At 36.6% G+C, this 17,803-nt stretch carries 17 protein-coding genes; 5 read left to right on the forward strand and 12 right to left on the reverse strand.

The features are described 5' to 3' along the window. Position 1 precedes the first annotated feature (1 nt). From FS486_RS01025 to cyoE, 4 genes are all read right to left on the reverse strand, one after another. Positions 2-628, reverse strand: coding sequence for a cytochrome (ubi)quinol oxidase subunit III (locus FS486_RS01025; protein ID WP_144509395.1), 627 nt, complete (start codon positions 626-628; stop codon positions 2-4). A 2-nt stretch (positions 629-630) separates the two neighbouring features. After that, the gene (locus FS486_RS01030; protein ID WP_144509396.1) at positions 631-2,493 is read right to left on the reverse strand and encodes a cytochrome c oxidase subunit I; all 1,863 of its coding nucleotides are present in this window, start codon (positions 2,491-2,493) and stop codon (positions 631-633) included. Positions 2,494-2,526: 33 nt separating this feature from the next. Then, a complete protein-coding gene (gene coxB / locus FS486_RS01035) occupies positions 2,527-3,609 on the reverse strand; it encodes a cytochrome c oxidase subunit II (protein WP_144509397.1) in 1,083 nt (360 codons plus the stop codon). 101 nt (positions 3,610-3,710) lie between these two features. Next, positions 3,711-4,634: a heme o synthase gene (gene cyoE, locus FS486_RS01040; RefSeq protein WP_144509398.1), complete on the reverse strand. Its 924-nt coding sequence runs from the start codon at positions 4,632-4,634 to the stop codon at positions 3,711-3,713. A gap of 323 nt (positions 4,635-4,957) precedes the next feature. Here cyoE and FS486_RS01045 point away from each other — a divergent pair, with 323 nt between their 5' ends. Continuing rightward, complete coding sequence (locus tag FS486_RS01045) at positions 4,958-5,869, forward strand: COX15/CtaA family protein (protein ID WP_313956959.1); 912 nt, start codon at positions 4,958-4,960, stop codon at positions 5,867-5,869. Positions 5,870-6,914: 1,045 nt separating this feature from the next. Here FS486_RS01045 and pyc read toward each other — a convergent pair. The 3 genes from pyc to FS486_RS01060 form a co-directional block, all read right to left on the reverse strand. Next, entirely contained in the window at positions 6,915-10,355 is a 3,441-nt protein-coding gene (gene pyc / locus FS486_RS01050) for a pyruvate carboxylase (RefSeq protein WP_144509400.1), read from the reverse strand. A gap of 13 nt (positions 10,356-10,368) precedes the next feature. After that, on the reverse strand, positions 10,369-11,535 hold the full coding sequence (locus FS486_RS01055) for an FtsW/RodA/SpoVE family cell cycle protein (protein ID WP_144509401.1): 1,167 nt from the start codon (positions 11,533-11,535) through the stop codon (positions 10,369-10,371). 67 nt (positions 11,536-11,602) lie between these two features. Beyond that, positions 11,603-11,884, reverse strand: a complete 282-nt coding sequence (locus tag FS486_RS01060) for an Fpa/YlaN family protein (protein ID WP_144509402.1) — start codon at positions 11,882-11,884, stop codon at positions 11,603-11,605. Positions 11,885-12,062: 178 nt separating this feature from the next. Here FS486_RS01060 and FS486_RS01065 point away from each other — a divergent pair, with 178 nt between their 5' ends. Both FS486_RS01065 and FS486_RS01070 read left to right on the forward strand, forming a co-directional pair. Further along, positions 12,063-12,560 carry a peptidyl-prolyl cis-trans isomerase gene (locus FS486_RS01065; protein ID WP_144509403.1) on the forward strand — a complete coding sequence of 166 codons (498 nt, stop codon included), beginning with the start codon at positions 12,063-12,065 and terminating at the stop codon, positions 12,558-12,560. Positions 12,561-12,571: 11 nt separating this feature from the next. After that, positions 12,572-12,775 carry a YlaI family protein gene (locus FS486_RS01070; RefSeq protein ID WP_144509404.1) on the forward strand — a complete coding sequence of 68 codons (204 nt, stop codon included), beginning with the start codon at positions 12,572-12,574 and terminating at the stop codon, positions 12,773-12,775. A gap of 317 nt (positions 12,776-13,092) precedes the next feature. Here FS486_RS01070 and FS486_RS01075 read toward each other — a convergent pair whose 3' ends face one another. Further along, the gene (locus tag FS486_RS01075; RefSeq protein ID WP_260857986.1) at positions 13,093-13,419 is read right to left on the reverse strand and encodes a YlaH-like family protein; all 327 of its coding nucleotides are present in this window, start codon (positions 13,417-13,419) and stop codon (positions 13,093-13,095) included. 21 nt (positions 13,420-13,440) lie between these two features. Then, positions 13,441-15,288, reverse strand: a complete 1,848-nt coding sequence (gene typA / locus FS486_RS01080; RefSeq protein ID WP_144509405.1) for a translational GTPase TypA — start codon at positions 15,286-15,288, stop codon at positions 13,441-13,443. 105 nt (positions 15,289-15,393) lie between these two features. Here typA and FS486_RS01085 point away from each other — a divergent pair, with 105 nt between their 5' ends. After that, positions 15,394-15,579, forward strand: a complete 186-nt coding sequence (locus FS486_RS01085; protein ID WP_144509406.1) for a YlaF family protein — start codon at positions 15,394-15,396, stop codon at positions 15,577-15,579. Between the two features lie 32 nt (positions 15,580-15,611). On the opposite strand, the gene FS486_RS01090 is transcribed toward FS486_RS01085, so the two are convergent. Further along, entirely contained in the window at positions 15,612-16,403 is a 792-nt protein-coding gene (locus FS486_RS01090; protein WP_144509407.1) for an inositol monophosphatase family protein, read from the reverse strand. A 106-nt stretch (positions 16,404-16,509) separates the two neighbouring features. After that, the gene (locus tag FS486_RS01095) at positions 16,510-16,704 is read right to left on the reverse strand and encodes a hypothetical protein (protein ID WP_144509408.1); all 195 of its coding nucleotides are present in this window, start codon (positions 16,702-16,704) and stop codon (positions 16,510-16,512) included. Positions 16,705-16,859: 155 nt separating this feature from the next. Here FS486_RS01095 and FS486_RS01100 point away from each other — a divergent pair, with 155 nt between their 5' ends. After that, the gene (locus FS486_RS01100) at positions 16,860-17,489 is read left to right on the forward strand and encodes a YktB family protein (protein ID WP_144509409.1); all 630 of its coding nucleotides are present in this window, start codon (positions 16,860-16,862) and stop codon (positions 17,487-17,489) included. A gap of 40 nt (positions 17,490-17,529) precedes the next feature. Here FS486_RS01100 and FS486_RS01105 read toward each other — a convergent pair whose 3' ends face one another. Beyond that, positions 17,530-17,799: a UPF0223 family protein gene (locus tag FS486_RS01105; protein ID WP_144509410.1), complete on the reverse strand. Its 270-nt coding sequence runs from the start codon at positions 17,797-17,799 to the stop codon at positions 17,530-17,532. Positions 17,800-17,803 lie beyond the last annotated feature (4 nt).

The raw sequence follows: 17,803 nt of genomic DNA on the forward strand, positions 1-17,803 counted from the left end.
ATTAACCTACAACTCCCATCAAGTATACTACTGTAAAGATGAATACCCATACTACGTCAATAAAGTGCCAGTATAGGGAAGCAGTATAGTATTTCGGTGCATTATACAAGTTAAAACCACGTTTTGCATTACGTATAATCAATAGTGTAATCCATACTAGCCCGACTACAACGTGTAGACCATGCGTACCAACTAACGTAAAGAAAGAGGATGAAAACGCACTTTGACCATAATGGAATCCTAAATGAACATAATGTTTAAACTCATAAATTTCAAAGCATAGGAACGCAAGACCAAGAGCAACCGTAATTCCTAACCAAATTTGCATACCTTTAAAATTATGATTTTTCATATGATACATTGCATACACACTAGTTAATGACGAAGTAAGAAGAAGCATGGTCATAACGAATACAAGTGGTAATTCAAATAATGATTCAGTTGAAAATTCCATACCACTTGGCCCTTTATTTTTAAGCGCTAAATAAGTGGCAAATAAACTAGCAAACAGTACAGTTTCTCCACCTAGAAACAACCAGAAGCCTAAAAACTTATTTTTACCTTCTAAAGTCGATTGTTCTGGATGATCCGGCCAAGTTTGTGGGGTGTACTTTTTATTCAAGTCCATTATTATTTACCCCCTTTTTCATTCATTAAATCTTCTTTGTGAATATGAAAACCATGATCATCTTTCAATGAACGTACAGCCATAGAACCAAACGTAATTGCAAAACCAATTACTAAGACTGGAATAGACCAATCTTTTTCACCATGGTAAAGTGCACCAAAAGCTGCTATGAATAAACCAATTGTCATAACAAAAGGAATAAATGAGTTATTTGGCATATGAATATCAGATAAAGGTTCTGCATATGTCATACCTTCTTTATTACCCTCTTGTTTTTCAATCCAGAACGTATCTAGTCCACGAACAAGTGGAGTCTGTTTAAAGTTATAGAATGGCACTGGTTGTGGAATAGCCCACTCTAAAGTACGACCATCTTTCCATGGGTCATTACCAACAGGTACATTTTTAGCTACTGTAACAATGATATTGATCACAAGAATAATAACACCAACTGCCATGAATGCAGCACCAACAGAACTAATTAAGTTAAATAAATCCCAACCTTGGTCTGCTCTGTACGTAAATACGCGACGAGGCATACCCATTAGTCCTAAGAAATGTTGAATAAAGAAAGTTAAATGGAAACCAATAAAGAAGAACCAGAACGTCCATTTACCGAGTTTTTCACTTAACATTTGGTTAAACATTAACGGCCAATATAAATGTACACCTGCTAAAATTGCAAGCACTACACCACCTACGATTACGTAGTGGAAATGGGCAACGATAAAGTATGAATCGTGTAATTGGTAATCTAGCGGAGCAGCTGCCTGCATAATACCAGTTACACCACCCGCTACGAATGAAGGAATAAACCCTAAAGCATACAACATTGGCGTTGTAACTTTAATACTTCCTCCCCACATCGTAAGCAACCAGTTAAATATTTTCATACCAGTAGGTACAGCGATAGCCATTGTTGCAACAGCGAAAATAGCATTAGCTGTAGGACCTAAACCAACTGTAAACATATGGTGAGCCCAAACCATGAATCCTAGGAAACCGATTAATACAGTTGCAAATACCATAGATGAGTATCCATACAAACGTTTACGAGAGAAGATTGCGAATATCTCTGAGAATATACCGAAAGCAGGTAGTACTAAGATATATACTTCAGGATGCCCGAAGATCCAGAATAAATGCTCCCAAATTATTGTATTACCACCCATTGTATGGTCGAAGAAGTTACCGCCAAACATGCGGTCCAAGATTAAGAAAAATAGACCAACAGTAAGTGGTGGGAAAGCAAAAAGAATCAACGCACTTGCAACAAATGTCGTCCAAGTCATTAAAGGCATACGCATATACGTCATACCTGGAGCGCGCATATTAATAATTGTTACAAGGAAGTTAATACCCCCTATATAAGTACCTGCACCGGCTATCTGTAATCCAAGTGCATAAAAGTCAATACCATGACCAGGTGACGCTAATGATAATGATGCATAAGAAGTCCATCCTGCGTCAGGCGCTCCATGCATAAACCAAGATAGGTTAAGGAAAATACCACCAAACAAGAATAACCAAAAACCAAGAGCATTTAGAAATGGAAACGCTACGTCACGTGCACCAATCTGAAGTGGCATGACTGCGTTCATAAATCCAAATAATATCGGCATGGCCGCAAGGAAAATCATCGTTGTTCCGTGCATTGTAATAATTTCATTGAATAGACCTGCACTAACAAAATCGTTATCGGGCTGTGCTAATTGAATACGGATTAGCATCGCCTCTATACCACCGATTACGAAAAACAAACCACCGGCAGCGAGGTACATGACTGCGATTTTTTTATGGTCGACTGTTGTTAAATAGTCCCATAATGTTGCACCGAAGCCCTTTTTCTTTGCGATAGAACTCACAACTTTAACCTCCCTCATAATTATCTACTGACATTATTTTTCAATAGATAGTCCCATTAAATATTCTGCAAGAGCATCTAATTGCTCATCGCTAAATTTTTCGCCATTATTAATTACTTCTGGCTGTGGCATTTGATTGCCTGGTTTATAGCTTTGCGGATCATTAATCCAATTTTTAATGTTTTCTTTCGTATGGTCCATAAATCCAGCAACACGGTTACGATCTCCGAATGTAGCTAAGTTTGGTCCAAAACCACCTGTTGTTCCTGCTGCAGAAGTTGCATGACATGAAATACAGCTAGTATTAAAGATTTCTTCCCCTTGTGTAGCAAGTTGACCGTCTGCAACATGTTCTGTAGTTTTCGCTGCTTCTACCCACGCTTTAAAGTCTTCAGGACTTAACGTTTTTACTTTGAAATCCATTAGAGCATGCGAAGGTCCACAAAGCTCAGCACATTTTCCGTAAAATACACCTTGTTCTAATCCAGCAGATTCTTTATCGAACTCTAAATAGAATTGGTTTACGTTTTCTACGTTTGTATCCATCTTACCGCCAGCTGCTGGGATCCAGAATGAGTGCTTTACATCAGCCGCTTTTAAATTAAAGTAAACTTTCTCACCAGTAGGAACTACAAGTTCTTGAGAAGTTACAACACCTAAATCTGGGTATTCAAACTCCCACCAATATAGTTTTGCAGTTACATTAACAGTAACAGCCGTTTTGTTCCCATCAGCATCTACTTCATCCATAGCAGCTACATCTGCATGTTTATACGTATAAATTACTGTTGGAATAGCAAGCACGATTAAAAGAAGAATTGGGATAACTGTCCAAATAACTTCTAGTGTGTGACTTCCTTCTACCTGTTCTGGAATAACGTTTTCTCCAACTCTTTTACGTCGGAATTTCACTATTGCAATTACATAAATAATTACTACCACAATAATAACTAACGCCATAATAGCAGAAGATAGTAGTAATAAATTAAATTGATCTCTTCCGACTTGTCCTGCCGGTGTAAGCGTTGATAAGTATTCTTCGCCACAACCCGATAAGAAAATCGTTAGAGCTGCTAACAGTGAAAAAAGTCGCCATTTTTTAAGCCCTTTCATCATAGCTAAATCAAACCCCTCTTTCATAGTTGTATTCATGTGCAATTTGGACTGTGGTTCTGTTTTATATGAATTCTTGTTGACTAAAGAAAGAATCCCAGTAGTTAAATGAAAATAGAAAAGATAATCATTGATACAAATAGAATCGTCATGTAGTTTAACGAATAGATAAACATACGAGTAGCCCATTTTATATCATCTTCTGCTCGGAAGCCTTTAATTGATAGCAATAACCAGCCTATGTTTAGCGCTGTCGCCAATATGATAAAAGCGATTCCAAGATCCATTAATAAAAAAGGTAATGGGAACAAAAGTATAATCCATAAAAGCATAGATACTTTCGTGCGTTTAAAACCTTTTACTACAGGTAACATAGGTATGTTCGCTGCTCGATATTCTTCAGTTCGCTTCATCGCAAGTGCATAGAAATGCGGTGGTTGCCAAGCAAACATGATTAAGAACAATGCTAAAGCACCAAAACTTAATCCTGGTTCTACTGCTGCCCATCCAATTAATGGAGGTATTGCACCTGAGATACTACCTACTACCGTATTACTAACATGTTTTCTTTTTGACCACATAGAGTATAAAACAACGTAACTTATGATACCCGCCAGTCCCCAAACTCCCGCAGAAGTTGAAGCCATAAACAACAAGATTTCACCTACAATTAAAAATGAAAAGGAAGTTATCAGCACGGCTGATGGTGTAAATCTTCCAGTAACAGTAGGTCTACCTTTTTTGCTTTTCATGACAGGGTCAATATCACGATCGATAAAGTTATTCATCGCTGCAGATCCCGCAATTATAAGTGCTGCTCCAAAAAGCGTATAAAATAACAAATCTAGCTCTTGTAGAAAATTTCGGTTAGTAATTTGAAAAGCTACCCACAAACCAGTAAAAGTAGTTACTAAATTCGAGTTGACAATTCCAATCTTAATAAGTGATAGAAAGTCTTTTAGAAAAGAACTATTAACTGGGTCTGTTTCTGCTTCGGTAGTAGCGGTTAATGAATGACCATTTGACATGCTGCCCCTCCTTTCAAAGTTGTAAGCATATTCCGCTACCTTTTACTATATCGAAAATCATTTATAATTTCTATAGTGAATAAAGATTTTCGAATAATAAGTTCTAAAAAAATGTAAATAAAGATAGAACATATCAATAGTAAATCATTTTTTGTCACTATTTGTGAATGTTCGAGCACGAATTTATGAACAATTTGTGAAATGGTTTTTTCATCTCCATGTGTTCAAAGTATATACATTGTATTTTTTCTCATGTTTCGATATTATCTAAAAGCAGATACCGTTTTTTAAAGACGAGCAAGATACATAAAGTAGGTGGCGAATTGCACATTAATAAATATTTAAAATGGTTGGCTATTGCTTCTACAGTCGGCATGCTGCTCATCCTTTTAGGGGGAGCACTAGTTACCAAAACTGACAGTGGCATGGGATGTGGAAGGCATTGGCCAGGTTGTAATGGACAACTTATTCCTGATGAAATAACCGCAGAGGTATTAATTGAATTCTCACATCGCCTCGTTACAGGTGCTGTAGGAATTTTCATCGTTGCTCTAGCTATTTGGGCTTGGCGTTCTCTAGGACATGTTCGTGAAACTAAATTTTTATCTTTCATGGCTGTCTTTTTCTTAGTATTGCAAGCATTAATTGGTGCTGCACAAGTAAAATGGGGACAAGGCGATTTTATCCTCGCGCTTCATTTTGGGATTTCCCTTATTTCATTTGCAGCCGTATTATTATTAACCTTGTTAGTTTTTGAGGTTGACCGAAAATTTGACACGGATAAAATTAGAATAGGTAAAACGTTAAGATTTCATACTATCGGTATCACACTTTATTCATATGTGGTTATTTATACGGGTGCGCTTGTCCGACATACCGAATCCAGTTTAGTTTGCAGAGACTGGCCACTATGTAGAAATGATGAATGGACATTACCAACAAACTTATACGAATGGGTACAAATGGGTCATCGAACTGCAGCAGGATTGATTTTTATTTGGATATTAATTGCTGCAATCCATGTTATTCGCAATTATAAAGATCAACGTACTATTTACTGGGGATGGATCATCGCACTCGTGTTAGTAACTTGTCAACTATGTTCTGGAATGTTCGTTGTTCTATCGAAGTTAAATTTGTATATTGCATTATTACATTCTTTATTTATTTCACTTCTTTTTGGATTGTTATGCTATATGATTCTTTTATTGTCCAGAAGCAGAGGGAATAATTAAGTTTTTAAGTACATCATGTTTTTAATTCCCCAACCAAACGAAGATTAAACAAAATGATAGGTCTCTTCATGTTTCCAATGGAATCAGAAGTGTCCTATCTTTTTTTGGGTAACGATTGCTGATGTACATCATCTTTGTATTATCAGTACAATTATTAACGAAATATTTATAATTCGTTAGATAGGGATGATGTGTCTTAATCGGTGTCCGCTTGGATTTCCGCTGAAGGACGGACGCTTTCCACGGGGTGAGGGGGGAGCGATGAGCCTTCACCGCCCGCTTAGGCGTTCGATGTGAAGTCTCATTTGACTCACTTGATCCCGTTGGAGTCGCCGTCCTTTTCGCTCCAATCCATCCAAATAGACGCTTTTATCTGTATTTATTAGCCATTATAAGTGAGGAAATGGCTTAGTGAGACCAATTGTCACTTGAAAGCAACCAATTCAATTGGCAACGCAACCAGTTAGAGCTTGAAAGCAATCAAATTGGCAACGAGCGCAACCAATTCTCCACGCAAAGGCTAGCGGACACTGATTGCCATGCACTTTACTTGAAGTCTCCGCTTAATTTACATGGCTTATCGTCCTTTAAAATTTGCGCAACATATCAGACGCTACTCGCAACATTTGGGACAGATCGAACTTTTATGCTCGTATACTACCTCGTTATGCCTGCATAACAACATTCTTTGCTCGGAACGGAAGCAATTTTCTTTGATTTTCTCTGCTGGAGGCGACTCCTACGGAGGCCAACAAGATGTTGGTCACGAAGGCGTTGCCACACGATGTGGCGATCTTAGCCTTTGTTCCGCTATAGGCAAATGAGCCATTCCAACGAACGCGCAAGCGGACGGAATGGCTCATCGCTCACCCGGCGGAAAACGTCCGACAGCTGCGAAAATCATAGCGGTCACTCCCTTAAGACGCACTTTCCCTAGAATGTCATCTATAAAATTTCTAGCATCCGGTTCCATAGCTTACCAACTTATATAAACTTTATAAATTCAAAAGGCTGTTTGACAATTGCATGTCAAACAGCCTTTTTCCTATTCCTTATCCATAACTATTAATAAGTCTCCAGTAGCAATTGACTCTCCTGCCACCACATGGATTTCTTTGATAACTCCATTATATGGAGCTTGGACGGTCGTTTCCATTTTCATCGCTTCCGTTATAAGCAAATGCTGACCTCTTTTTACTTTGCTTCCGCTATCCACTGCCACTTTAAGTACTGTTCCAGGCATTGTAGCTCCAATATGACTTTCGTTCGAAACGTCTGCCTTTTGTTTCGATAAATGACTTACTTCAATATTCATATCTTGAATGATTACTTCACGTGGCTGTCCATTCAACTCGAAATAGATTACACGATTCCCTTCTTGCGTTGGTTCACTGATAGAAACCAATTTAATAATTAATGTCTTTCCAACTTCTATTTCTACCTCTATCTCTTCTCCAAGCCTTAGACCATATAAGAAAGTTGGTGTATCTAAAACCGACACATCACCGAAATTCTTTTCCGTTGTACTATATTCTTCAAAAACCTTTGGATATAATGTGTATGCTAAAATTTCTTGACTAGTAACCGGGCGCCCTATTTGATTGAACAACAGCTCCTTAACAGCATTAAAGTCAATCGGTTCTAATAATTCACCAGGACGAACATGAATAGCTTGGCGATCCTTTAGAATTACTTTTTGAAGTTCTTGTGGGAAGCCGCCATATGGTTGACCGATATAGCCTTCAAAAAATTCAATTACAGAGTCTGGAAAATCGATTGTTTTTCCTCTCGTAATAACGGATACTTCGTCTAAGTTGTTCTGTACCATGAACAGCGCCATATCCCCTACTACTTTAGAGGAAGGTGTTACTTTTACGACGTCGCCGAATAATAGATTCACGCGAGAATACATTTCCTTTACTTCTTCCCATCTTTCTCCTAGTCCTACTCCTTTTGCTTGTTGTTGTAAATTACTATACTGGCCACCAGGCATTTCATGTACGTAAATTTCAGTATGTGGACTCATCATGCCGCTTTCAAAGTCTTTATAATATTTACGAACATCCTCCCAGTAATAAGAAATCTGTTCGAAAGCATCGACATTACCAATGACTTCTCTGTTAGAACCTTTCATTGCGTAGCTTAAACTGCTTGCGCTTGGTTGGGAGGTTAAACCCGCCATTGAACCTAAAGCAGTATCTACTATATCTACGCCTGCTTCAACTGCTTTCGCATACATATAAATGCCATTTCCACTCGTATCATGAGAATGTAGATGGATTGGTAAATCTACTGTGCTTTTTAATTCGCTTATTAGACGATAAGCAGCTTCTGGTTTGAGTAATCCTGCCATATCCTTAATTGCCAAAATATGAGCTCCTGCGGCTTCTAACTCTTTCGCCATATCTTTATAGTACTGAACAGTATACTTGTCTCTAGAGTCATCTAAAATATCCCCTGTATAACAAATAGCTGCTTCAGCGATCTTTCCAGATTGTCTAGTAGCATCGATTGCAACTTCCATTCCCTTAATCCAATTCAAGCTATCAAAAATTCGGAATACGTCAATTCCTGCTTCTGCTGATTTTTGTATAAATTCACGAATTACATTATCTGGATAGTTTTTATAACCAACTGCATTTGCTCCTCGGAATAACATTTGGAATAACACATTTGGTATCATTTCTCGCATTTTTATTAGACGGTCCCATGGGCTTTCTTTTAAGAATCGATATGCAACATCAAAAGTTGCTCCTCCCCACATTTCAAAAGAAAATAGATTATGCAAAGCTTGGGAAGATTCTTTCGCAATTCCGAACATATCATGTGAACGAACCCGAGTTGCAAGTAATGACTGGTGGGCATCGCGGAATGTAGTGTCCGTTAACAATACATTCTTTTGCTCTTTCACCCATTTAATGAGTCCATCAACGCCCTGTTGCTCTAAAATTTGTTTAGTTCCAATCGGTATTTCATGTGAAAGATCTAACAACGGTTTTCTTGGTACCCCAAAGATGGGTTTAGATTTTTTCTCCACGCCTGGAAAACCATTTATCGTAACGTTTCCAATATAGTTCAATAACTTTGTTCCGCGATCTTTTCGATTTGGGAATAAGAACAATTCAGGAGTTGAATCTATGAAACTGGTATTAAATTGTCCTGAAATGAAGCTTGGATGTTTCACGACTTTCTCTAAAAAAGGTATGTTTGTTTTGATACCGCGAATTCTGAACTCTTGCAAGTTTCTATCCATTTTAGCAGCTGCTTCTTTAAATGACATTCCCCATGTAGAGACTTTTACTAATAATGAATCGTAATAAGGGGTAATAACAGCTCCTTGGAATCCGTTACCTGCATCCAATCGGACACCAAATCCACCACCCGAACGATACACCATTAGTTTTCCTGTATCCGGCATGAAATTATTTAACGGATCCTCTGTTGTAACACGGGACTGAATAGCAAATCCAAACAAAGGAATATTCTCTTGGCTTGGAATTCCCATATCTTCACTAGTTAGCGCTAAACCATCGGCGATTTTAATCTGAGCATGTACAATATCAACACCTGTAATCATCTCTGTAATCGTATGCTCCACTTGTATACGAGGATTTACTTCGATAAAGTAAAATTCATTGTCTGTTACTAAAAATTCTACAGTTCCTGCATTTATGTATGAAACATTTTGCATTAATCGAACAGCAGCCTGGCATATTTTATTTCGTAATTCAGGGCTTAACGAATTAGAAGGAGCAATTTCCACAACTTTTTGATGCCTTCTTTGAATCGAGCAATCACGTTCATATAGATGAAGTAAATTTCCATGCGTATCTCCAAGAATTTGAACTTCTATATGCTTTGGCTGATAAATAAAGCGCTCTACGTATACTTCATCAGATCCAAAAGCCGCCTTAGCTTCCGATTTAGCCCGTTCATATGCACTTTCCAGTTCTTCCTTCGTTTGAACCACACGCATTCCTCGACCGCCTCCGCCAAGTGATGCTTTAATCATAAGAGGATAACCGTGGACATCGCCAAATTCTTGAACTTCTTCAATATTATTAACAGGACCATCACTACCCGGTATTACAGGTATACCAGCTTTTACAGCTTGCTCTCGTGCTTTCACTTTATCTCCAAACATATCCAAATGCTCCGAAGTAGGACCAATAAAGATAATCCCCTCTTCCTCGCAACGTTTTGCAAATTCTAAATTTTCAGATAAAAAACCGTAACCGGGATGGATAGCATCCGCATTACTCTCTTTAGCAATACGAATGATGTCCTCAATATCCAAATATGCGTCTATCGGCTTTTTGCCTTCCCCAACTAAATAAGACTCATCCGATTTAAACCGATGAAAAGATCCACTATCTTCCCGTGAATAAATCGCAACGGTACGCAAATTCAATTCGGTACACGCACGAAAAATTCGAATAGCAATTTCCCCTCTATTTGCTACAACAATTTTCTTAATATTTTTCATCACACGACACCCCTTATGCTTTTGTTTTCTCATGCTTCACAAACATCGAAACATTCATTAAAATCCCTATAGCAGCGGAAAAAATGATTATAGAAGTACCCCCGTAACTTATAAAAGGAAGCGTAACCCCAGTGAGGGGGATTATACCTAGCATTCCGCCTAAGTTGACAAATGTCTGAAAACCAATAATACTCGCAATACCAGCGGCAATCATACGAGCTTGTGGGTCTCTTGTAGATAAAGCAATTGAAATGCCTTTAAACACTAAAAAGAATAGGCCACACAAAACAATCAATACCCCAGTGAGTCCGAGCTCCTCCGCAATAATTGCCATGATAAAATCTGTATGAGGCTCAGGCAAGTAACCGAATTTTTGATTGGAGTTTCCTAATCCTAAACCTTTTAAGCCACCTGATCCTATCGCGATATATCCGTTGACAATTTGATAACCAAAACCTTTTTCATCTTCAAATGGATGCAAGAAAGCCCCAAGTCGTCCTAAACGCTTTTCCATTTGTAATTGGTCCTTCATTAGATAAATCGCAAGTAACCCCATACATATGACTACACCAATTAAACCGGCCATTTTGGAAAAAGATTTAAATTTAATGCCACTCGCCGCAATAACAGAAATAGCTACAAAACTAATAATCATTGTATTTCCAATGTCAGTCTCCATCATAATAGATACAAAAACAAAGAATAAAACTATTAAAGGAGGTCCTACAGATTCATTCAATTTATTCAATGTGCCATTTTCATATTTTTTTGTGAAAATACTAGCATAATATAAAACAATTACTACTTTAGCAATTTCAGATGGTTGAATATTACCAAACCCTAAGTGAATCCAACTCTGTGATCCACTTGCTCCTCCACTCCCGATAAAATGCACAAGAATTAATAGAGTAAACATAACTATCAGCATAAGCTGCATCATAAATCTACTTTTATAATGTTTATAAGGAAAAAATGCCGCTAAAAAGAATACTGGAATGGCTATTATTAAATTTATTTTCTGTTTGTTAAAAAAATGATCAGGTTCCCACCCATAATTGAGTACGGCCCAGCCCATACTAGCACTATAAATCATAACTAAACCAAACAAACATAATGCTAAATAGACAAAAAATAGTGGATAATCAAAGTTTTTTAAGTATCTTTTAATATATGGAATCATGTTAAAACCTCTATTTCTTCAGTTAGAAAAAAAAACTCAAACAGTAAACTTTGTTTGAGTTTTGTAATTATTTTTCTGTATGGATATCGTGTAAAAGGGATAACTCTTTTTCTAGCGAAGCAATAATTTCTTTTCCTTCACTTTTCTCTAAAAGTCCCAGTTTAACCGCAAAGTCTATTTCGCGTGATAATCCAAACATTTGAGTGTCTAAAACCTCTTCGTAAAGTGGACATTGAGGCATCGTTAAATTATCCATTTGCACTTTAATTAATTGTGCAATCTTTTCCGCATCTTTTCTCAAAAGTTCTAAAGCTTTTTCTTGATACGAAAGCTGTATTTTAGTATCCATGAGGACGCCCCCATTATTATAATTTCTACATCTTTACCTCCCTAAAGTGTATCTTTTGCCAGCAAAAATTGCAAGTGTTCTCTCATCTTAGTTTGTGAAAAAGTTAAATATTCTTTAGAAATATCTATTTTAGCGATATACTTAGATAGATTAGTTACTTATAGAGGAGGCAATTTCGTTGGAACTTATTATTCCTATTAAAGGTGCAGTTAAATTTAACATTACGCTAGATCCTACTGTTTGGATTTTTGATGACCGGAAAATCGATCTAGATGAATTTTTCTCAGGAGAATATGAATATAAAGATGAGTTAGAAGAATATACAAAGGTAACATCTGCTCATTGGTCACGAGAAATTATTGAAGGAGCTACTTTTCCACCTACATTAAAAACGGAAAAAAAATTCGAACGCACAAAAGTATTAACAAGCACATATGGCATAGAACTTCAACAATTCATTTTGAATGCAGAACCATCAGAAGATGCTTCTACGTTCGTTATAGAAACACAAGAAGGCGATTATTCGTGTCCTTTAGATGAGCTTGACTCTTTCTTATTAAAATTTAGTCATAAAGGTAAGCCACTTCGCGAAGATGGTCCTGTACATGTCCTAAAAAAGGATGGTTCCAATATAAATAATCCAATCAAATTTGTCACTGCGTTCCGCATAGAATAGGAGATGATCTTATGAAAGTGCAATGCGTCATTTGTGATCGAATAGACGAATTATCAGATGATTTGCCACTAGCAAAAAAGTTAAGAAATCGTCTTATCCATACGTATATGTGCCCTGTATGTCATGATCGTATAGAGGAAAGAACAAACGAAAGATTAGCTACGGGTAAGTTTATCTTTCACAAAAGCTCCAAACTAATTGAAAATGAGTTTTAATTATCTACAGAAAAGCGCAATCGCCCTTTAACTTCAAAACCTGTATCTCTCGTTTTCGATACGCTTTGGTAAAAAATTATGCTATATGATAACGTTTATTTTAGAGAGATGCTGTTCATGACTGACGTCATGAACAGCATCTCTCTTTCGGTAATCCCAAGGCGATTGCCTGTCTATAGCCTTCTTCAATTTTAGGAACAGCTTTCATACATGTTTGTATAATGAAAGTAAAGATACTACTCAATTCTTTGAGAAAAGTTCACAGACAGAAAATCTTCATATATTACCTAAAAAAAAAAAAACAAAGCCCGCTACATTTAAGTAGTCGAGCTTTGTTTTTTTTCAAGTCGTAAACGGATCTTATAAATGATTAATATTAACGCAGCAACTATTAATCCTTCGACAACTGGAAGGAAAAATGCTAAAAATGTCAACATTAAACAACCTAATAATAAGAAAACGTATATAACTATATTTTGTGCAAAACGCAATTTTTTCGCAAATCCAAGCTTGTACACAAGCACCGATAGTAGGAAAATGATTAAAAATAATACATAACCCGCTATATCGAAATTTGGCATCGTTTCGTATATAAGTTTAGAAATACTAGACATTCTACCAAATACGAATTGCTGTTCCTCCAAGGTTTTTCACCCTTTCAGTTTCTATTCAAGTTCTGCATTTTTCTTTTTCTTCGTCACGCGTTCACGTTCGTTTTTCTCTAAAATCTGTTTACGTAAACGAATTGACTCAGGTGTTACTTCTAAATACTCATCATCACCAAGGAATTCAATTGCTTCTTCGAGCGTTAAAATTCGAGGTCTTTTAATAACATTTGTTTGGTCTTTATTCGCAGAACGAATATTTGTTTTTTGTTTCATTTTTGTAATATTTACAGTGATATCATTATCACGAGTATTTTCACCCACGACCATACCTTCGTAAATTTCAGTACCAGGCTCTACGAATAGTGTACCACGGTCTTCGATTTGCATCATACCATAAGTTGTTGCTTTACCTGTTTCCATTGAAACAAGAACACCTTGGTGACGTCCACCAACACGACCTGCAACTACTGGTTGGTAGCTATCAAATGTATGGTTAATAATACCGAAGCCTTTTGTAAGTGACATAAACTCAGTTGTATATCCAATTAATCCACGAGCAGGAACCATGAAGATCAAACGAACTTGCCCATTTCCATTGTTGACCATATCGACCATTTCACCTTTACGTAACCCCATAGATTCAATAATAGAACCAACACTATCTTCAGGTACATCTATTTGCACTCGTTCAATTGGTTCACATTTTTTGCCATCGATTTCACGGATAATTACTTTTGGCTTCGACACTTGTAGCTCATAACCTTCACGACGCATATTCTCGATTAGAATCGATAAATGTAGCTCTCCGCGACCTGAAACAATCCAAGCATCTGGAGATTCTGTATCCTCTACACGTAATGAAACATCCGTTTGTAATTGAGAACGCAGGCGCTCTTCTACTTTACGTGAAGTAACCCATTTACCTTCTCGTCCAGCAAATGGAGAGTTATTCACTAAGAAAGTCATTTGCAATGTAGGCTCGTCTATACGTAATGGCACTAATGCTTCTGGATGATCTGTAGGACAAACTGTTTCTCCTACGTTAATTTCTTCCATACCAGATACTGCGATTAAATCACCAGCTTTAGCAGATTGAATTTCTTCACGTTTTAAACCGAAGAAACCGAAGAGTTTTGTAACACGGTAGTTTTTAATCGAGCCATCTAGTTTCATTAAGGCAATTTGTTGCCCTACTTCGATAGTACCACGGAATACACGACCGATACCAATACGGCCTACATAGTCATTATAATCTAGTAATGCCACTTGAAATTGAAGTGGTTCATCTGAATTATCAACTGGAGCTGGTATTTCTTCAAGCACTTTATCGAATAGACATTCCATGTTTTCTTCTTGGTTGGCAGGGTTTGGATCTAACGAAGCCGTACCGTTTACACCTGAAGCGTAGATTACAGGGAATTCCAATTGATCAACGTCTGCACCTAATTCAATAAATAATTCTAACACTTCGTCTACTACTTCTAGTGGACGAGCAGAATCTTTGTCGACTTTATTTACTACAACGATTGGTGTTAACTTTTGTTCTAACGCTTTTTTCAAAACAAAACGTGTTTGTGGCATACAACCTTCATATGCATCGACTACTAATAAAACGCCATCTACCATTTTTAAAATACGTTCTACTTCTCCACCAAAGTCAGCATGTCCAGGTGTATCAAGGATATTGATACGTGTACCATGATAATCTACTGCTGTATTTTTGGCTAAAATAGTAATACCGCGTTCACGCTCTATATCACCAGAATCCATCGCTCTTTCATCTACATGCTCATTCGAACGAAATGTACCTGATTGTTTTAATAATTGGTCGACTAATGTCGTTTTCCCATGGTCAACGTGTGCTATAATTGCAATGTTTCGTATATCTTGACGTAAATTTGTCATATTTCCACTCCATATTCTTTTTTCGAGTCCATAACTGTGTTATTATATCACAAGTGAAACTAAAGTAATAATATTTTTAACAATTATTTTTTGGAGGTAGTTGTATTGGGCAATATCAAATGGATTTTTGTTCTTTATTCTTTCGGTGCAATATTATCAATGGCATTAATCGGAGTAGCCATTGCACTTCGAAATATTCCACTTATTTTCCTTTTTCTAGTTCTACTTTTTGTCGTAATGGGATTCGGCTTCAAAACAAAGAAAAAAATGCGTGATCAAGGATTGTTATAATAGAGTTCAGCAAGATTTATCTTGCTGGATTTTTACTTTAACTTCACAAAATTCGTTACTATATCATGATGCAAACCTGGTTTTGAAACGATAAAAGTATTTTGTTTCAACAAATTGATCGGTTCATTCGACAATGTGGTGACAACTGCACCAACTTCTTTTGCAATGACCATACCTCCTGCGATATCCCAAGGAGACAAGCGCATCGACATATATGCATCTAATTTCCCTGTTACTACATAAGATATCTCTATGGCTGCAGAACCATAAGATCTTGTCCCCCTTGCAGATTGTAATAGTTTAACCATTCCTTCATGCTCGATGTATCTATTTGGTACAACCCAGCTTGCATTCATACCGATAATGGACTGTGCAACAACAGTTTGCCCTATTACTGGAATACGCACATCATTAAAAAATGCACCTTCATTTAAAGAGGCGGATAATAAATCATCATCCATTACATTATATATATACCCAAGTATCCCTACTCCGTCTTTAAAAATACCTAATGAAATAGCAAAATTCTTTTTTTGATGTATGAAATTAGACGTCCCATCGATCGGATCTAGTATCCAAACATATCCGTCTAAATTTTGGATTTGGTCGCCAAACCCTTCTTCGCCAAAAATAAGATGATCTGGGAAATCATTTTTAATATGTTTTATAAAAAATTGTTCCGTTTCTTTATCGATATTTGTCACTAAATCATTTGCTTCTGACTTCGTTTCAATTATAAGTTCTGTTGAAAAAGAAGATTTTATTTTTCCTGCCGCTTCTTTAATTAATGATTTGGCATATTTATCAAGCTTATGTATATTCACAACAACATTCCTTTCCAAGTTCTTTTCTTTTTATTATAAAGAAAAAAACACCGGCTGTCTTTCCAGTAGCAGGTGTTTTTATGGTTTACTAAAAGGCAAAGCTTCATCACAGTGCATCGAGTTCTCCCAAAAGCTGGTGAATTTCTGTCAGTTGCGCTTTTGCTGCATTTATTTCTTTTTCATTTTGTTCAATCATCGCATCATATAAAGTTGCGAGCTGATAATCCAGTTCCAGTTTTAACGTTTGAATTTTTTCTTTTTCCATATCATTTTTACGAATAATGTGCACTACCTGTCTCATAATTAACACCCCTTCTTTTTGCTTTTCGTAATATTCAGAAGATTTTTAATATTTTATGCTGAGATGGAAATATTGTCAACTGAAGAAATACTACTTACATGATTTTTACCCATATTTCCTATAAAATAAACATAGAAAGCGAAAGGAGTCTCCAGATGATTAAAACTTTTTGGCAAGACAAGGATTTTGATGTATTCCAAATTGATGGTTTAGAAAATAGGATGACAGCTCTAATTGAGAATGTGAGACCGAAATTTGAGGGGCTCGGGAAACAGTATAGCCATTATTTTTCGAGCGTATTAGGGGATGAATTTTTTCCTCATGTCGCAAAACATGCTAGACGCTCCGTCAACCCTCCAAACGACAGTTGGGTTGCGTTTGCACCATATAAAAGAGGGTATAAGGCAATACCCCATTTTCAAATCGGCTTATGGGGAAACCATTTGTTTATCATTGTTGCAGTTATTTATGAAGCGCCTGATAAAATAGCAATTGCTGAGCGTTTACTAAAAAAGAAAAGCTTATTTAATAAACTCCCGTCAGACTTTATTGTTTCTGGAGATCATATGAGACCAGATGCAATCCCTTTGAAAAAAGCTAAAAAAGAAGAACTAGAGCAATTACTAGTACGATTACATGATGTGAAAAAAGCTGAATTTTTAGTGGGACGACATATCCCTAGAGAAGATGCTGTAAAATTTACAGAAGAGGAATTTTTAAAACTAGTTGAAGAAACTTTCGAAAAGCTGATACCAATTTATAAAACGATGATTAATACTAAATAAATTTTTCCTCCTATACATTCAAAGCTATAGGAGGAAAATATCAAGCTTTAATAATTGCGCTATCCTCCTTTTCCTTCATCATTTTCACGATAGGATAACTTGAATAGCCACTTTCTTTCTCAAACTCGCGGAAATACGTTTTTTCTTCTGCAATAGAAGGAACTATTTCTTTAAATCGTCTATATCTTCTTAATAATTCTTCCCGTTTTATTCCCTTTTCATACGCCTTCTCGATTGCTTCAAAAAATTGAACAACATCTACTATTTCCTCTGTAGTCCAATCTAAAGAAAATGGGTATGTGTATTCCATTTTG

The sequence above is a fragment of the Bacillus sp. FJAT-22090 genome, assembly GCF_007676755.1.
Lineage (GTDB): Bacteria > Bacillota > Bacilli > Bacillales_A > Planococcaceae > Psychrobacillus.

Bases quoted from the DNA above. Each gene is read 5' to 3' on its own strand.
- FS486_RS01060 (WP_144509402.1), bottom strand. From the start codon at position 11,884: ATGGATACTAAAATACAGCTTTCGTATCAAGAAAAAGCTTTAGAACTT.
- FS486_RS01100 (WP_144509409.1), top strand. From the start codon at position 16,860: ATGATTAAAACTTTTTGGCAAGACAAGGATTTTGATGTATTCCAAATT.
- cyoE (WP_144509398.1), bottom strand. From the start codon at position 4,634: ATGTCAAATGGTCATTCATTAACCGCTACTACCGAAGCAGAAACAGAC.
- FS486_RS01070 (WP_144509404.1), top strand. From the start codon at position 12,572: ATGAAAGTGCAATGCGTCATTTGTGATCGAATAGACGAATTATCAGAT.
- FS486_RS01095 (WP_144509408.1), bottom strand. From the start codon at position 16,704: ATGAGACAGGTAGTGCACATTATTCGTAAAAATGATATGGAAAAAGAA.
- FS486_RS01105 (WP_144509410.1), bottom strand. From the start codon at position 17,799: ATGGAATACACATACCCATTTTCTTTAGATTGGACTACAGAGGAAATA.
- coxB (WP_144509397.1), bottom strand. From the start codon at position 3,609: ATGATGAAAGGGCTTAAAAAATGGCGACTTTTTTCACTGTTAGCAGCT.
- pyc (WP_144509400.1), bottom strand. From the start codon at position 10,355: ATGAAAAATATTAAGAAAATTGTTGTAGCAAATAGAGGGGAAATTGCT.
- FS486_RS01055 (WP_144509401.1), bottom strand. From the start codon at position 11,535: ATGATTCCATATATTAAAAGATACTTAAAAAACTTTGATTATCCACTA.
- FS486_RS01025 (WP_144509395.1), bottom strand. From the start codon at position 628: ATGGACTTGAATAAAAAGTACACCCCACAAACTTGGCCGGATCATCCA.
- typA (WP_144509405.1), bottom strand. From the start codon at position 15,288: ATGACAAATTTACGTCAAGATATACGAAACATTGCAATTATAGCACAC.